The sequence below is a fragment of the Arthrobacter sp. YAF17 genome, assembly GCF_052113365.1.
In the GTDB taxonomy this organism is placed as follows: Bacteria; Actinomycetota; Actinomycetes; order Actinomycetales; family Micrococcaceae; genus Arthrobacter.
Genome location: NZ_JBFRDB010000010.1, coordinates 37,385 through 53,973, shown reverse-complemented (window position 1 = coordinate 53,973; position 16,589 = coordinate 37,385). Strand labels below are relative to the sequence as shown.

Below are 16,589 nucleotides of genomic sequence, written 5' to 3'. Positions count from 1 at the left end.
TGTGGTCACACTCACCCGGCAGCCGGTGCCGCGGCAATCCAGAGCGGCGGGCGGGCGGCAGTCCCGTCCGCATCGGGATTGGCCACATGAAGGGTGGGGAGCAAGGCTTCCTCAAGGACCGCCGCCTCGTGTCCGGCCGCCTCGAGACGCTGACGCAGGGCGTCAAGGTCGCCGGCGTATTCGAAGCCCAGGCCCGCGCTGCCGGCCCCGGTGCCGGCGCCGACCATCAGGATCCCGCCGTTTTTCGCCGCGAACGCTTCCGACTCGGCCGTATCGGAGTCTATGCCGGCGCTGCCGGCGGCGCCCGGGATCGGGCGGGGCCTCGCACCGATGTTGCGCAGGGTCTGGGCCGCCGCGACGGCATCTTCGGCGAACCAGACGCCGACGACGGCGAGGCCCGGGTCCGCTTCCGGCGACCCGCCCCAGCTCCCGTCTCCGGCGGGTGTGGCCGGGTCGGCCAGGAAACTGAAACCGTCAGCGGCGGTGATACGGCAGGACGGACCGTGGTCCGCCTCGATGAGTTCCGCGGTGGTGCCGCCGGCAGTGGTGCTCTCGGCCGCGCCGGCTTCCTTGGTCCGCCGGGCAAATTCCTTCAGGTCGCCCACCTCGACGCCCAGGGCGGTGGTGCCGTCCCCGGCCGAGTCCTGCTCGGCGAAGTGCAGGGCGAGCCGGCCGGAACCGGCGTCGAACTCCCGCCAAGTGGGCTCGTCAACGGTCTTGACCATGCCCAGGCTGGTGAGCAGCCGCTCCCATTCGTCCAGGCGGGAGGTGAAGTGGATCGGGCGGACGCGCAGCATCGTTGCTCCTCAAGGTTTGGAACGGATTCCGGTTCTCAGGGATATCGTCCCACCAAAGCGGACGCATGTGGGCCGAGCGGAGCACAATGGTGCCATGGCTGATGAACTCGTGGAACTGCTCGTGAAGGACGCCGCCCAGTGGCGTGCCTGGCTGGAACTACACCATGGCGAGAGCCCCGGCGTGTGGCTGGTGCTGCATAAAAAGGGGGGCTCCGTGACGGAGCTGGACTACGAGGCCGCGCTCCAGGAAGCACTGTGTTTCGGCTGGATCGACGGCCAGGGACGTCGCCGCGACGCAGAGAGCTCCTTCCAGCGGATGACCCGCCGCGGACCGAAAAGCGTGTGGTCCGCCCGGAACGTGGACCGGATCGGGCGCCTGGAAGCCGAGGGCCGGATGGTTCCCGCCGGACGCGCCGCCGTCGACAGTGCCAAAGCGGACGGCCGCTGGGAAGTCGCCTACTCAGGCCCGGCGACGGCGGAAGTTCCCGGGGACCTGGCAGCTGCCATCGCGGCCGATCCGCGGGCGCAGGCGATGTTCGACGTCCTGACCTCGGTGAACAGGTTTGCCCTGATCTACCGGACCAACGGAGTCAAGCAGGCCGCAACCCGGGAGAGGAAGATCGCAGGTTTCGTCGAGATGCTCGCCCGGCAAGAAACGCCGTACCCGCAGAAAAGGCGCCCGCCCGCGCCCTGACAGCCCGCGCCCCGACAGCCCGCGCCCCGGCTGCCCGGCCGGCGGACTTTAGAAGCCGACGCCCATGGCCTGCGCGATCACCACCGCCGACGCCGAGGACCACGCCTGCGGATGGCACGACGCCGGATATGGCACCGCGTGGCCCGACTCCTCCGCGCTGATGCCGGCGAACAGTTCCGGCAGGCGGTGGCCGAAGGAGCCGGACGCGGCGAGCAGCCCCTCGGCGATGGTCCGGGCCTCGGGTAGGAATCCCTCCGCGAGCAGCCCCCGGACCGCGATCGCGGTGTCGTGGCTCCAGACCGAGCCGCAGTGGTAGCTGAACGGCCAGAAGCCGGCGGCCCGCCGGGAAATCGTGTGGACGCCGTAGCCGGAGAACAGCTCGGGGCTCAGCAGCCGGTCCGCCACGAGCCGGGCTTCCGAGGCATCCAGGATTCCGGTGCCGAGCAGGTGTCCCATGTTGGAGCCCGGGATGTCCAGGGGATCGCCGTGCCCGTCGAGGGCCATGGCAGGGAAGGGCCCGCCGTCGTCCTCGACCCAGAAGCGCTCGCGGAAATTCTGCTGCAGCGCCTCGGCGAAGTCCCGCAGCGCCTGGCCGCCGGGTTCGCCATAGGCGTCGAAAAGATCGGCGGTGTCGACGGCGGCCTGGTAGGCGTAGCCCTGGACCTCGGACAGGGCGATGGGGCCGTCAGCCTGGCGGCCGTCGCGGAACTGCATGGCGTCCCGGGAGTCCTTCCAGCCCTGGTTGCTGAGACCGTGGCCGGTAGCGTCCTGGTAGCTGAGGAATCCGCTGTTCGGGCTTCCGGGGGCGCCCCGGGCGGCCAGCAGCCATTCCACCGCCCGTGCCGCGTTTGGCAGCAGCGAGCGGACCGCCGCGTCGTCCAGTCCGGACTCGCCAAGTTCGGCCAGCAGGCACAGCCACAGCGGGGTGGAATCCACGGCGCCGTAATACACCGGCGGCAGGCGCAGGCCCTGGATTTCCAGCACCAGCTCCTTGGACCGGAGCTCATGGAGGATCTTGCCGGGTTCCTCGGCCGCGGCCGGGTCGTCCCGGGTGCCCTGGAAAGCGGCCAGGGAGCGCAACGTTCCGGCGGCGAGCCCGGCGTCGAGCGGCAGGAGCAGCCGCGCGGCCCAGAGCGAGTCACGTCCGAACAGCGTGAAGTACCAGGGCGCCCCGGCGGCGAGGAACGGCGCGTCCGGCAGCTTCCGGGTGGCCAGGCGGAGGCCGGCGAGATCATCGAGTGCGTTGTCCAGCAGCAGGCCCAGGGTGCCGGACGGCTCGGCACGGACCCGGCGCGAGGCGGGCGGCCGGGCCGCCACCACGGCGTCTTCGCTGTCGGCCAGCACTGCCTGCCATTCCGCTTCGAAGGGGCGTCCCCGCCCTGCCGTTCCGCGCCAGAGGAGCCTTTCGCCGGCCGCCACGCTGCCGGGGGCCCCGACGGTCAGGGTCCGTCCGCCGTCGCGCCAGCGCAGCGTGGAATCATCAGCCGCGAACGGCTCGGCGGGATCCCGGAAGCGGCTGAGCCGGATGGCGGCCATATCGGTGAAGTCCGCAGCGAGCTGGATTTCGATTTCCACATCGAGCGACTCAAGGGAGGTGGCCAGGTGCAGGGAGTGCCGGACGACGCCTGGGGTGACGGTCCAGATCTGCAGCAGTTCGACGGCGGGGTCCTCCGTGGGCCCCGGGATGCCGCGGACCAGTCCCCGCACGCGCAGCACACCGCCGGCCTCCGCCTCGACCGTCGCGGGTTCCGGCTCCATGCCGTTCACCCGGACCTCTGCCCGGCACAGCATCCGGGTGTCCCCGTGCAACAGCCCCGTAAACCAGCCACCGCCGGCGGCACTGGCGGGGCTGGAAGCGCCGGCGGCGTCAGCGGCGCCGGCCAGCCGTCCTTCGGCGTCGAGCCACAACTGGGTGGGGGCGGCAACGGAGCAGTGCTGGCGGTGGAGCGCTGGCTGAACTGTCATGCGCCCCACCCTATGCCGGGAGCCGGACCGGCTCAACGGGCCCCGCGGGGTGCGACCCCGGGTGTTCACGGTACGTCGGTGAAGGCGCAGCCGCTCCGGTGGAGGCTAGGCCGACGGCAGGTCATCCACCGGGAAGGCCACGGCCTCGCCGACGACGCGGAGGCACAGTTCGGTGCCGGGGCGGGCGATCGAGGCGTTCCAGTGCCGGATGGTGATGATTTCGCCGCCCCCGGGGTAGCGGTGGTCGGCCACGGCGCCTTCCGCGAGGACGGGCGGGACGGCGAGTTTGAGCCGCACAGTGGTTTCCGGGCCGAAGTAATCGGTGTCCACCACGACGCCGCGGATGGGACCGTCCTCGGCGATCCGGATCTGCTCCGGGCGCAGCATCAGCTGGACCCGGCCCTGCGCGGGAGGCCGGCGGACGGGGATGCCGCCGAGGGAACACGTGGCCAGGGAGCCTTCCATCCACGCATCGAGAATGACGGCGTCGCCCAGGAACTCGGCGGTGGCGCGGTCCGCCGGCCGGGTGTACACGATGAAGGGGTTTCCGATCTGCGCCAGCCGCCCGCCGCGCATCACTGCCACCTGGTCCGCGAAGGACAGTGCCTCGCCCTGGTCGTGGGTGACCAGGATGGTGGTGACGCCGGCGTCGTGGAGCACCTTGCCCACGGCCCGGCGCGTGGCCACGCGCAGTCCGGCGTCCAGGGCGGAGAACGGTTCGTCCAGCAGCATGAGTTCGGGCTCGCGGGCGAGGGCGCGGGCCAGCGCCACCCGCTGCTGCTGGCCGCCGGAGAGCTGGTGCGGGCGGCGCTTGGCCATCGCGGCGTCAAGGGACACCATTTCCAGCAGTTCGGCCACCCGGGCCTTTACGCCGCGGTGCCCGCCGGGGAGCTTGGCGGAGTCGAGGCCGAAGGAGATGTTCTGTCCGACGCTCAGGTGCGGGAAGAGAGCGCCGTCCTGCGCCACGTAGCCCACGTGACGCTTGTGCGCCGGGACCCAGACGCCCTCGCCGGCCACCTTGGCGCCGTTGAGCGAAATGCTGCCGGTGTCCGGGTGCTCAAAACCGGCGATCAGCCGCAGCAGCGTGGTCTTGCCGGAGCCGGACGGGCCCACGATCGCCGTCGTCCCGCCCTTGGCCACCGAGAGGTTGACGCCCTTGAGGACGGCCTGGTTGCCGAAGTTCTTGGTGACGGAGTCGATTTCCAGATGGCTGTTGGTGCTGGTGGCTACGGAAGCGGCGATCCGCGGTTCCGGGAGCCGGGAAGGGCTGTGGTCGGTCACTGTCCCGCTGCTTTCTTGGACTGCTGGAAGAGGAGGTAGGTCATCGGTGCCGAGATCAGGATCATCAGCAGGGCGTAGGGGGCGGCACCGGCATAGTCGATTTCGCTGCTCTTGCTCCAGAACTCGGTGGCAAGCGTCCGGGTGCCGTTGGGGGAGAGCAGCAGTGTCGCCGTGAGTTCGTTCACGATCCCGAGGAACACCAGGGCGGCGCCGCCCGCGGCGGCCGGCGCGGTGAGCCTCAGCGTGACCCGGAGGAAGGCAAGCAGCGGGGGCTTGCCGAGGGCCTGGGCGGCCTCGTCGAGTTCTTTCGGCGCCTGGGCCAGGCCGGACCGGATGTTGACCAGCGCTCGCGGCAGGAAGAGCAGCACATAGGCCGCGATCAGCAGGGCTGAGGTCTGGTAGAGGTCCGGTGCGGCCTTGATGCTGACCGTGACGAAGGCCAGGCCCACCACGATCCCCGGCAGGGAGCTCGTAATGTAGTTCGACAGTTCCAGGGCCTTGCTGAACCAGCTGGGGTGCCGCACGGCCAGGTACGCCATGGGGAACGCGACGACGGTGGTGGCCAGGGCGCCGGCGAGGCCGTACATCAGGGTCTGCAGCAGGGCGGGCAGGAACTCGTCCGCGGCCCAGATCTCCGGGCCTCCGGCGATGATCCAGCGCAGCACGAACGTCAGCGGCAGCCCGAAGGCCAGCGCGGTGAGCGCGATCAGGAACAGCTGGGCCGGGAGCTGGTAGACGTGCAGCGGAAGGCGCAGGGCGCCGGCCTGGGCGCCCGAGCCGATTCTGGCGTACCGGGCGCTGCCGCGGCTGCGGACTTCCACCAGCAGCAGGATCAGGCAGAGGAACACGAGGACGCTGGCCAGCATGTTCCCGGCGGTGCCGTTGAACGTGGACTGGTACTGCACCATGATCGCTGTGGTGAACGTGTCGAAGCGGATCATCGCGAAGGCACCGTACTCGGCCAGCAGGTGCAGCGACACCAGCAGCGCGCCGCCGGTCATCGCGATGCGCAGCTGCGGCAGCACCACCCGGAAGAAGGCGCGCCAGGCGCCGAGGCCCAGGGCCGCAGCGGACTGTTCGATGGCCGGGTCCAGCCGGCTCAGCGTGGCGGCGGCCGGGATGTAGACGAGCGGGAAATAGGACAGCGTGGCGATCAGCACGCCGGACCACAGCCCCTCGAGGGACGGCACGGCGGAAACCCAGGCGTAGCTGTTGACGAAGGCCGGAATGGCCAGGGGCGCGGCGAGCAGGACGGCCCACCACTTGCGCCCGCGGAGCGTGGTCCGTTCCACCAGCCATGCGCCGCCCACGCCCAGGACCAGGCAGAGGGGCACAGTGATGGCCATCAGCAGCACCGTGTTGAGCAGGAGCTCACCAACACGCGCGCGGAAGATCAGGGCGACGGCGGTTTCCCACCCCGTGGCGGCCGTCATCACGATGACGTAACCCAGCGGGATCAGTGAAAACAGGGCAATGAGGACCGCGAGGATGGACACCGCGGAAACGCCGAAAGGCGGGCGGGGGCGTTTTCCCCGGCCCGCCGTCGTCGTGCTCCCGGAAGTCCCGGGAGCCGCCAGCTTGGTTGTCACGCGGTTACAGCAGTCCTGCCTTGGTCATCAGCTCGGTGACCTTTGCGGAATTGAGCTTGGCCGGATCCACGACGGGGGCCTGCAGCTCCGTCAGGGGGACCAGCTTCTCGTTGGCCGGGACGTCAGAGGCGATGGCGTATTCGAAGGAGGTGCCCTTCTGCAGGATCTCCTGGCCCTTCTTGCCGGTGATGAACTTGACGAAGGCCTGGGCCGCCGCCGCGTTCTTCGAGGACTGCAGCACGCCGCCGCCGGAGACGGACACGAATGCGCCCGGGTCCTGGTTCTTGAAGTAGTACGGCGTGACGTTCTTGGAGTTCTCGCCGGTCTTCGCCTGGTCGCCGTAGTAGTAGTAGTGGTAGATCAGGGCGGCGTCGACCTCGCCGGCGTTGACCGCCTTCATGGCGGTGCTGTTGCCCTTGTAGGCCTTGTAGTTCTCCTTCATGCCCTGGAGCCATTCCTCAGTGGCGGCTTCGCCCTTGAGCTCGAGCAGGGCGGAGACGATTGCCTGGAAGTCGGCGCCGGACGGAGACGCCGCCCACTTGCCCTTCCACTCCGGCTTGGCCAGGTCCAGCATGGACTTGGGCAGCTGATCCTCGGTGAGCTTGGCCTTGTCGTAGACCAGCACGGTGGAGCGGGCCGCGATGCCGGTCCACTTGTTGGTGGAGGGCCGGAATTCGGCGGGCACCTGGTCGACGGTGGCCTTGTCGACGTCGGCGAAGAGCCCGGCGTTTTCCACCTGGGCCATGGCCGGGGAGTTTTCGGTGAGGAAGACGTCGGCGGGGGAGGCCTTGCCTTCCTGGATGATCTGGTTGGACATCTCGGTGTCCGAGCCCTGGCGCATGGTGACCTTGACGCCGGTTTCCGCGGTGAACGCGTCCACCCATTCCTGCGTCAGGGATTCGTGCTGGGCGTTGTAGACGGTGATCTCGCCGGAGACCTTGCCGTCGGCGGCAGCGCTGCTGCCGGGGGAAGTCGAGGCGGCGGAGCCACAGGCTGCCAGGCCGAGCGCGGCGGTGGCCGCCAGCGCGACACCTGCCAGCGCGTTGGTGCGGATCTTCATTGGGGGCTGCTTTCTGCAAGGAAGTTCTTAGGAACCCTAGCCCCCTGTGAGCGGGGGAAGTTAGGGCATGCTCACTAGGAAAAACTGTAGGTTAGCCAAACCTAAGCAACCAAGCCGAGAGCGGCTTAAGTGATCAGGATCACATCAATTACGAAACTATTGCGTGACTTAATTGCCGGCGGGGGATTCTGTGCGTGATTCGGCCGGCGTCCCGGCCGGTGCTGCTGGCGTTGCGCGCGGCGCCGCCTCCGCCTCCGCGTCCGCGTCCGGGACCGCCGCGTCCGCCTCTGCGGGCTCCGGCTCCGCCGCCTCGTCCGGGACTGCCTCGTCCGGGAGGCCGGACCTGCCGGTAATGGAGGCGGCCGCTTCCAGCACCATCCAGGCCTGCAGCTGGGTGGAAAGCTCGACGGCGGCGCCCGCCGGGTAGCTGCGCCGCGCCGGCAGTTCGGGGCGGGTGGAGAACAGGATCCGGCCGCCCTTGCGGGCCAGCGGTTCCTGGGCCGACACGATGCGGCGGCCCTCCCAGAAAGCCTCGGCGGTGTCGTTCACGAGGGTCGCGGCCGTGTTCCGGGCCTCGGCGGGAAGCCGCTCGTCGATGGCGGCGAGGGCCAGGTACCGGACGAGGATGCCGGTGAACAGTCCGCCGTCGCCCGTTCCCTCGCAGCGCAGCACCGTGGCGCTGCGCCCCATCAGCGGGGCCGGGAGGGTGAGGTTCCGGGCCACGGCAGCCACGAGCGCGGAGGCGCGGGCCAGGTTGGTTTCGCCGCCGAGTTCCAGCAGCGCGCCGAGGACCGGCCCCTGGTTGTAGGTGTAAATGGAGCTTTCCAGCACCACGTCGCCCCCCGGCGCGATCCGCAGGCCGTCCTGGTACATGCCCTGTTCCGGGTCGAAAAGCCGGGCATCCAGCCAGTCCATCAGGGCCTGTGCCCTGGCTGCCTTGCCGGTGCGGGCGTAGTAGAGCGCCACGGGTGCCGTGGCGGGCGTGTTCTTGAAATCCCGCTTCTTGCTCCAGAACGTGCCGCCGCCGAGGTCGTCCGTGGAGGCGGAATCGAACTGCAGCGTGAGGCTCTTGAGGGCACGGGCGTTGCGGCCGCGGCCGGCCGCCTTGCGGCTGTCCTCCGCGAGTTTCTCGAGCCGCAGCGTGGACAGTGCCAGCCAGGCCATGTCGTCGTAATAGTTGTTGACGAAGGTCAGGAAATTGCGGAGCCGGATCCCGGCGACCAACTGGGAGGCGAGCCGGCCGGCGCTGGGCCGGTTCTCGCCGTCGAACCGTGTTCCGGGCCTTCCTTCGGTTCCGAGTTCCCGGCGGCCGGTGTCCACGAGGCAGTCCACATAGTGCGCCTGCCACCAGTAGTGCCACGGCCGGGCAAGATTCTTGACCCGGCCCGAGGGCCGCACGATCGCGGCGATGTGTGTCCCCGGCAGGAAGAAGAGCCGCTGCCCGAACAGCCTGGTCACGGAACGGGCCGCTTCGTCGGCCCGGAACGACCAGTTGGGGGCGGTGGAGATCTCTGCTGGGGTCATGGCTCCAGCCTAGTAGCGGCAGTACGTCCGGGGCGGGATCGCGGCTGCGCCGCGGGAGGCGATTCCGGCCCGGCTGCGTGAACCACCCCGCCGTCCGGCGGGCGGCGGCGCCGGCGAAGGTGCGGAATATCCGTATTCCAGTTAACATTCACTAACTAATGTTCCCTGCAACTTCGTGACACTGCACACAGTGTCGTGGCGGGTTCCGGTTCCACATCAAGGAGGATGCATGGACATCAAAGGTACAGTCGCGCTGATTACGGGCGGGGCCTCGGGCCTGGGCGCCGCGACGGCCCGGCGCCTGTTCGACGCCGGAGCCTCCGTGGTCCTGGTGGACCTGCCAAGCTCCGCCGGTGACGCGTTCGCCGCGGAGCTGAACACCCGGGGCGAAGCCCCTGTGGAAGCCCCTGTGGATGCCCGCGGCGCCGGCGACCGGAAAGAGGCGGCCAACAAGGCGGTCTTCGTTCCGGCCGATGTCACCAGCGAGGACGAGGTGCAGGCCGCCGTCGACGCCGCCGTCGCCCTGGGCCCGCTGCGGATCGTGGTCAACTGCGCCGGGATCGCGACCCCCGGCAAGGTTTTGGGCCGCGACGGCGTGCTGCCGCTGGAGAGCTTCAACCGCGTCATCCAGATCAACCTTGTGGGCACCTTCAACGTCATCCGGCTTGCCGCGGCCGCGATGGCGGCGACCGAGCCGGCCGTAACCGGGCTCGGCGGCCCGGAGCGCGGCGTCATCATCAACACCGCCTCCGTCGCTGCCTTCGATGGGCAGATCGGCCAGCCGGCCTATGCCGCCTCCAAGGGGGCGGTCCATGCGATGACGCTGCCGATCGCCCGTGAACTCGCGCGCTCGCTGATCCGGGTGGTCACCATCGCGCCGGGCATCTTCGAGACGCCGATGATGGCCGGTCTGCCGCAGGAAGCCCAGGATTCCCTCGGGCAGCAGGTGCCGCACCCGTCCCGGCTGGGCAAGCCTGACGAGTACGCGAACCTCGCCGCGCATATTGTGGACAACGCCATGCTCAACGGCGAGACCATCCGCCTTGACGGTGCCATCCGAATGGGGCCGAAGTGATGCCGGCCGGGGTTGCCGCTCCGTTCGGTCTGCCCGTCTCCGCGCCGCCTCTCTCTTACGAGGGGTTGCCGACAGCCGATTTCTTCGACTTCGAGTCGATGCTCAACGCTACGGAACAGGAAAAGCTCGCCGAGCTGCGGGATTTCCTGGCCCGCGAGGTGGCACCCTTCGCCGGTGACTGGTGGAACAAGGCCGAGTTCCCCGCGCACATCCTGCCCAAGCTGGCGGCACTCGAACTCAGCGCACCGGCGCAGCGCGGCTACAGCAATCTGTTCGCCGGATTGGTCATCGCCGAGATCACCCGGGTGGACACCTCGCTGGCAACGTTTTTCCTGGTCCACCACGACCTCTTTGTCGAATCCCTCTACGGCTTTGGATCCGAGGAGCAAAAGTCGCGCCTGCTGGACGACGCCGCGAACCTCCGGACCACCGGCGCCTTCGCCCTGACCGAACCGGACCACGGCTCCGATGTGGCCGGCGGCATGGAGACCCTCGCCCGCCGCGTTCCCGGCGGGGCTCCCGACGGCGGCGACACGTGGGTGCTCAACGGCGCCAAGCGCTGGATCGGCAACGGGACGTTCTGCGACTACATGCTCGTCTGGGCCCGGGACGAGGCCGACGGCGCCGTCCGCGGCTTCATCGTCGACGCCACATTGCCCGGCGTGAGCCGGAGCAGGATCGAGAACAAGATCGCACTGCGCACGGTGCAGAACGCCGACATTGTCTTCAAGGACGTGCAGGTGGCCGAGGCCGACCGTTTCGCCGGGATCAACAGCTTTGAGGACACCAACGAACTCCTGCGCGGCTCCCGGATCATGGTCGCCTGGCAGGGCGTCGGGCAGCAGCTGGCCGCGTTCGACGTCGCCCGGCAGTACGCCGTCGAACGTCAGCAGTTCGGCCGGCCGCTGGCGAAATTCCAGCTGGTCCAGCAGCAGCTGGTGACCATGCTCGGCAACGCCGTGGCCAGCATGGGGATGATGGTCCGGATCGCCCAGCTGCAGGAGAAAGGCGCGGCGGACATGCCCCAGGTGGCCTTGGCGAAGTCCTATGTGAGCGCCCGGATGCGGGAAACCGTGGCGATGGGTCGGTCCCTGCTGGGCGGGAACGGGATCGTCACCGACTACCGGATGGCCAAGATCTTTGCCGACGCCGAGGCGATCTACACCTACGAGGGCTCTTTCGAGATCAACACGCTGATCGTGGGCCGGGCCGTGACCGGGGTTTCGGCGATCGTCTAAAAGAGCGCCGGTTCCTTCTCCCCGGCCTCGATCCGGTAGTCCAGGCTGTTGTTTTTCACCGGCATGGGGCAGGTGCCGTACGGGGTGAAGGCGCTGGGGTAGTTGATGGCGCGGTTGAAGTCCAGGATGACGGTGTTGTCCGGCCGCGGCCGGGCTGTGGAGACCTTCCGCCACTCGGCAGTTGCCTTCTCCGGGGCGGAGTCTCCATTGGTCTCGTCGTGGAACGTGACCGTCAGGGCTCCGAGCTTTTCCTCCTCGGCCTGCAGGTGGAACTCGTGGTCCTTGCCGGGGAGCCGGAACACGAGCTCGCCGACCGTGCGGTGGACGCCGTCGACCAGCGGGTTGGCGGTGCCGATCGGGACGTCCACGGGTTCCGGATAGGGCCGGAAGCTGGCCTCAACCACCAGGTCCGGCCGGTAGTCGAAGGTGGGGACGCCATCGAACTCGGTGAACACGGGCGACGTCGAATCCCGGGTGCGCACGGCGTACTGGTTGGCGCGCATGGCCAGCTCCACCACCACCTGCCGGCCGTCCTCGCCGCCGTACTGGACCCAGAGCAGGGACTCCTCGTCGGACAGCGTCGCGCTGATGGTGCCGTCCACGGGCCCGCCGGTCTCCACGAGGGTGAGCCCGTCCGCCGCCGCAGCGGTGAGGAACGCCGTCGTGCCGTCCGTGGACCAGAGCCCGGGAACCAGTTCGACGGCGGCCGGCTGGCCCTCCAGCCACTGGAAGGAGGTCAGCGTCAGCCAGCCGTAGTCGCCGGCCAGGGCCGTGTTGCGGCTATTCCTGAAGCGCTGCCAGCGGGCGAGCTGGGCTTCGGGATCGCGGTGCGGGGTGCTCACGGGTTCCTCCTGGGGATTGCTGCCGGTCAGTTGGGGGTGGGTGCGGTGCTGCGGCTTGCGGCCACGAGTTGCGCTGCGGCGTCGCGGGCCGCGGCGGCGGCCGCGGGGTCGCCGTCGAGCACCCCGCTGGCCAGGCCGCCGTCGAGCAGCAGGGTCAGGCTGCGGGCTAGCTGGTCCGGATCTTGGGCGCCGGCCCGAACGGCGAGATCCCGGATCCAGGCGCGAATGTTCTCCTTGTGGGCCACCGTCCGCTCATGGACGCGGGTTCCGGAGGCAGACTCGGCGGCGGCGTTGATGAAGGCGCACCCGCGGTAGCCGTCCCGGCGGCAGGCGCTGGTCAGCGCGTCGAACAGCCCCACGAGCTGGACCGCGGGGTCTGGTCCGGCGGCCTCCGCCGCGGTGTGGAGCTGGCCGGTCCAGACGTCGTCGACCTTCTCCAGATACGCCAGGATCAGGTCATCCTTGGCCGGAAAATACTTGTAGAACGTGGCCTTCGCGACGCCCGATTCGGCAATGATTGTGTCGATGCCGGCCGCCCGGAGCCCGTGCGCATAGAACAGCCGGAAAGCCGTGGACAGAATTTTGTCCCGGGCCTGCCCGGCGGGGGTGCGGGCGGCCTGCGTTGCGGCGTCTGCTGGCGGCGTCATGGCTCCATCCTACAGACAAGTCTGTCTAGGGCGGTCGGGTCCCGCACGTCCACTCCGGCGAGAAGATGTTGCCCTTGTCGTAGACAGGCCTGTCTGATAGCGTCCGAGCAACGGTAGACGGACCTGTCTACCTGGCTTGCAGAACTGAGGACACCATGAAAATTGCCGTACTGGGAACCGGGACGGTTGGCCCCGCGCTCGCGGAAGCGCTGGACGCACTGGGGCACGACGTGGTCATCGGCACCCGCGATCCACGGGCGACGGTGGCCCGGACCGAGCCGGGCGCGACGGGCGGCGCACCCTTTGCCGCGTGGCACGCCGCGCACAGCAGGATCGACGTCGTGACTCTCGCGGACGCCGCTGCGGGGGCCGACGTCGTCGTCAATGCCACCAACGGCGCAAGTTCCCTCGAGGCGCTCACTACGGCGGGGGCGGAAAACCTGAGCGGCAAAGTTCTGATGGACGTCGCGAACCCGTTGGACTTCTCGCAAGGGTTTCCGCCGTCGTTGAACCCGGTAAACACTGACAGCCTTGGTGAGCAGATCCAGCACGCCTTCCCGGAGGCGCGCGTGGTCAAGACCCTCAACACGATGACCGCCAGCGTGATGGTGGATCCGGCAAGTGTGGCCGGGGGAGAGCATTCGGTCTTCATCTCCGGAAACGACGCGGACGCCAAGGAAACCGTGCGGGGACTGCTCAGGGAATTGGGGCACCGGGACATCATCGATCTGGGCGACATCAGCACCGCCCGCGGCGCTGAAATGATCCTGCCGCTCTGGCTGCGGGTCTGGGGCGCGCTGGGTACCGGAGCGTTCAACTTCAAGGTCGCACGGTAGGGCTAGACCGGAACCGTCCGCGGGCCGGGCCCGCGGCCGGGGGCGTGTCTGGTCTGGCGGTTGCCGCGCGCGTACGGTGGGTGCATGGCTCTTGAACCGGACACTATCTGAGACAGATTCCCCGCCGGCCGCGGCTGCGGGTAGCATCCTTAGGGAAGAAAGTAACCCGGCTCACAGTATCCAGCGCAGTGTACGAGCCAAGTCCTCTCGAAAGATGTTTCCATGGCTGACACTGCAATGCACTCCGGCGCCGATCTCGCCGCCGAACTCCGGGCCGACGTCCGCCGGGTGTCCACACTCCTCGGCGAATCCCTCGTCCGCCAGCACGGCCCCGAGCTCCTGGACCTCGTGGAGCAGGTGCGCCTGCTGACCAAGGAATCCAAGGAAGCCGCCCGCGGCGGTGCGGACGCCACCGGGCCCTGGAGCTCGTACGACGTCGTCGCCCAGGTCCGCGAGCTGCTCGGCTCCTTGCCCCTCGAGCAGGCCACCGACCTGGTCCGCGCGTTCGCGTTCTACTTCCACCTGGCGAACGCCGCAGAGCAGGTCCACCGGGTCCGCGGACTGCGCACGCGGCAGGAAAAGGACGGCTGGCTGGCCAAGGCCGTCGAGGAGATCGCGGACCAGGCCGGCAGCTCCGTGCTGCAGGAGGTCGTAAACGAACTCGACGTCCGCCCCATCTTCACCGCCCACCCCACCGAGGCCTCCCGCCGCTCGGTGCTGGACAAGGTCCGGAGGCTCTCCGACATCCTCTCCGAATCCACGCTGGAGGGCACGTCCGCGCGCCGCCGCCAGGACCGCCAGCTCGCCGAAGTGATCGACCAGATGTGGCAGACGGACGAACTCCGCCAGGTCCGGCCCACCCCCGTGGACGAGGCCCGGAACGCGATCTATTACCTCACCGGCATCCTGGGCGACGCCATGCCGGAAATGCTCTCGGACCTCTCCGAACTGCTGTCCGAGCACGGCGTCAGCCTGCCAGCGCAGAAGGCCCCCATCCGCTTCGGCTCCTGGATCGGCGGCGACCGGGACGGCAACCCCAACGTCACCGCCGCCGTCACCCGGGAAATCCTGCAGATCCAGAACCAGCACGCCGCGCGGATCAGCATCGGCCTGATCGACGGGCTGATCTCCATCCTGTCCAACTCGACGGCGCTCGCCGGGGCGGACCAGGAGCTGCTGGACTCGATCGACGTCGACCTCGGGAACCTGCCCGGCCTGGACCGCAGGGTCCTCGAACTGAACGCCCAGGAGCCGTACCGGCTCAAGCTCACCTGCATCAAGGCCAAGTTGCTCAACACCGCGCGGCGCGTCGCGGCCGGATCGGCACACGAGCCCGGCCGCGACTACACCGCCACCGCGGAGCTCCTCGCCGAGCTGGGCCTGCTGGAGCGCTCGCTCCGCAACCACCACGCCGCACTCGCCGCCGACGGCGCCCTGGCCCGGGTCCGCCGCGCCATCGCCTCCTTTGGCCTGCATCTGGCAACCCTCGACATCCGCGAACACGCAGACCACCACCACGACGCCGTCGGGCAGCTGATGGACCGCCTCGGCGGGCCCAGCGTCCGGTACGCGGAACTCAGCCGCTCCGAACGGCTCGAGGTGCTGGGCTCCGAACTCGCGTCCCGCCGCCCGCTGTCCGGCCATCCGATCAAGCTCGATGGCGTGGCCGACGGCACGTACGACGTCTTCCGCGAGATCCGCCGCGCCCTGCGCACGTACGGCCCGGACGTGATCGAGACCTACATCATCTCCATGACCCGCGGTGCGGACGACGTCCTGGCCGCGGCGGTGCTGGCCCGCGAGGCCGGGCTGGTCAGCCTCTTCGGCGAGGCCCCGTACGCCAGGATCGGCTTCGCACCGCTGCTGGAAACCGTGGAGGAACTGCGTGCCTCGGCCGAGATCGTGGACGCGCTGCTCTCCGACTCCTCCTACCGCGAACTGGTGCGGCTACGCGGGGACGTGCAGGAAATCATGCTCGGATACTCGGACTCCAACAAGGAATCCGGGGTGATGACCAGCCAGTGGGAGATCCACAAGACGCAGCGCAAGCTGCGCGACGTCGCGGCGAAGCACGGCGTCCGGGTGCGGTTGTTCCACGGCCGCGGCGGGTCTGTGGGCCGCGGCGGCGGGCCGACGTACGACGCGATCATGGCCCAGCCCAACGGGGTGCTGGAAGGCGAGATCAAGTTCACCGAACAGGGTGAGGTCATCTCGGACAAGTACTCGCTGCCCGAGCTCGCCCGCGAGAACCTGGAGCTCTCACTCGCGGCGGTCATGCAGGGATCCGCGCTGCACCGCACGCCGCGTACCTCGGAGGACCAGCGCGAACGCTACGGCCACGTTATGGAGACCATTTCCGACGCCGCCTTCGCCCGGTACCGGACCCTGATCGATGACCCGGACCTGCCGGCCTACTTCATGGCGTCCACCCCGGTGGAGCAGTTGGGGTCCCTCAATATCGGTTCCCGGCCCTCGAAGCGGCCCGATTCCGGCGCAGGGCTCGAAGGCCTGCGGGCCATCCCGTGGGTGTTCGGCTGGACGCAGTCACGGCAGATCGTCCCGGGCTGGTTCGGCGTCGGCTCCGGGCTCAAGGCCGCCCGCGAAGCCGGCCACTCGGCCCAGCTGGTGGAAATGATGGACGGCTGGCATTTCTTCCGCTCGGTGCTCTCCAATGTGGAAATGACCCTGGCGAAGACGGACATGGACATTGCCGGTTACTACGTCTCGACCTTGGTGCCGGAGGAGCTGCACCATCTCTTCCGTGCCATCCGGGCCGAGTACGAGCTCACCGTCACCGAGATCCAGAACCTGACCGGCGAGGACCTGCTGCTGGACGCTCAGCCCACGCTGAAGCGTTCACTGGAGATCCGGGACCAGTACCTCGACCCGATCAGCTACCTGCAGGTGGAGCTGCTGCGCCGCGTGCGTTCCCAGGCCGCGGGGGAGAGCATGCCCAACGGCGAGATCGACGAACGCCTCCAGCGCGCCATGCTCATCACGGTCAACGGCGTGGCGGCCGGCCTGCGCAACACCGGCTAACC

General features: G+C 69.1%; 13 protein-coding genes. 5 read left to right on the top strand and 8 right to left on the bottom strand.

Annotated elements, in window-relative coordinates; all coding sequences use genetic code 11:
• Positions 1-11: 11 nt before the first annotated feature.
• Positions 12-797: a VOC family protein gene (locus AB4Y67_RS10155; RefSeq protein ID WP_441405650.1), complete on the bottom strand. Its 786-nt coding sequence runs from the start codon at positions 795-797 to the stop codon at positions 12-14.
• A gap of 94 nt (positions 798-891) precedes the next feature.
• Between AB4Y67_RS10155 and AB4Y67_RS10150 the strand changes: the two genes are divergently transcribed.
• Complete coding sequence (locus AB4Y67_RS10150; protein WP_441405649.1) at positions 892-1,491, top strand: YdeI/OmpD-associated family protein; 600 nt, start codon at positions 892-894, stop codon at positions 1,489-1,491.
• A gap of 48 nt (positions 1,492-1,539) precedes the next feature.
• On the opposite strand, the gene AB4Y67_RS10145 is transcribed toward AB4Y67_RS10150, so the two are convergent.
• The 5 genes from AB4Y67_RS10145 to AB4Y67_RS10125 form a co-directional block, all read right to left on the bottom strand.
• Complete coding sequence (locus AB4Y67_RS10145; RefSeq protein ID WP_441405648.1) at positions 1,540-3,456, bottom strand: glycogen debranching N-terminal domain-containing protein; 1,917 nt, start codon at positions 3,454-3,456, stop codon at positions 1,540-1,542.
• 105 nt (positions 3,457-3,561) lie between these two features.
• Complete coding sequence (locus AB4Y67_RS10140; RefSeq protein ID WP_441405647.1) at positions 3,562-4,737, bottom strand: ABC transporter ATP-binding protein; 1,176 nt, start codon at positions 4,735-4,737, stop codon at positions 3,562-3,564.
• Positions 4,734-6,326: an ABC transporter permease gene (locus AB4Y67_RS10135; RefSeq protein ID WP_441405646.1), complete on the bottom strand. Its 1,593-nt coding sequence runs from the start codon at positions 6,324-6,326 to the stop codon at positions 4,734-4,736. The genes AB4Y67_RS10140 and AB4Y67_RS10135 overlap by 4 nt, the downstream gene beginning before the upstream one ends.
• Before the next feature lie 4 nt (positions 6,327-6,330).
• Positions 6,331-7,386: an iron ABC transporter substrate-binding protein gene (locus tag AB4Y67_RS10130; RefSeq protein WP_441405645.1), complete on the bottom strand. Its 1,056-nt coding sequence runs from the start codon at positions 7,384-7,386 to the stop codon at positions 6,331-6,333.
• Positions 7,387-7,554: 168 nt separating this feature from the next.
• A complete protein-coding gene (locus AB4Y67_RS10125; RefSeq protein WP_441405644.1) occupies positions 7,555-8,910 on the bottom strand; it encodes a glycoside hydrolase family 76 protein in 1,356 nt (451 codons plus the stop codon).
• A 229-nt stretch (positions 8,911-9,139) separates the two neighbouring features.
• Between AB4Y67_RS10125 and AB4Y67_RS10120 the strand changes: the two genes are divergently transcribed.
• Both AB4Y67_RS10120 and AB4Y67_RS10115 read left to right on the top strand, forming a co-directional pair.
• Positions 9,140-9,985 (top strand): SDR family NAD(P)-dependent oxidoreductase, encoded by an 846-nt coding sequence (locus tag AB4Y67_RS10120; RefSeq protein ID WP_441405643.1) that lies wholly within the window; start codon positions 9,140-9,142, stop codon positions 9,983-9,985.
• 98 nt (positions 9,986-10,083) lie between these two features.
• Complete coding sequence (locus tag AB4Y67_RS10115; RefSeq protein WP_441405703.1) at positions 10,084-11,223, top strand: acyl-CoA dehydrogenase family protein; 1,140 nt, start codon at positions 10,084-10,086, stop codon at positions 11,221-11,223.
• Here the strand turns inward: AB4Y67_RS10115 and AB4Y67_RS10110 are convergent.
• Both AB4Y67_RS10110 and AB4Y67_RS10105 read right to left on the bottom strand, forming a co-directional pair.
• Entirely contained in the window at positions 11,220-12,065 is an 846-nt protein-coding gene (locus tag AB4Y67_RS10110) for a DUF1684 domain-containing protein (RefSeq protein WP_441405642.1), read from the bottom strand. The genes AB4Y67_RS10115 and AB4Y67_RS10110 overlap by 4 nt on opposite strands.
• 26 nt (positions 12,066-12,091) lie before the next feature.
• Positions 12,092-12,712, bottom strand: coding sequence for a TetR/AcrR family transcriptional regulator (locus AB4Y67_RS10105; RefSeq protein WP_441405641.1), 621 nt, complete (start codon positions 12,710-12,712; stop codon positions 12,092-12,094).
• A gap of 155 nt (positions 12,713-12,867) precedes the next feature.
• Between AB4Y67_RS10105 and AB4Y67_RS10100 the strand changes: the two genes are divergently transcribed.
• Positions 12,868-13,548: an NADPH-dependent F420 reductase gene (locus tag AB4Y67_RS10100; protein WP_441405640.1), complete on the top strand. Its 681-nt coding sequence runs from the start codon at positions 12,868-12,870 to the stop codon at positions 13,546-13,548.
• 222 nt (positions 13,549-13,770) lie between these two features.
• Positions 13,771-16,587, top strand: coding sequence for a phosphoenolpyruvate carboxylase (gene ppc / locus AB4Y67_RS10095; RefSeq protein ID WP_441405639.1), 2,817 nt, complete (start codon positions 13,771-13,773; stop codon positions 16,585-16,587).
• Positions 16,588-16,589 lie beyond the last annotated feature (2 nt).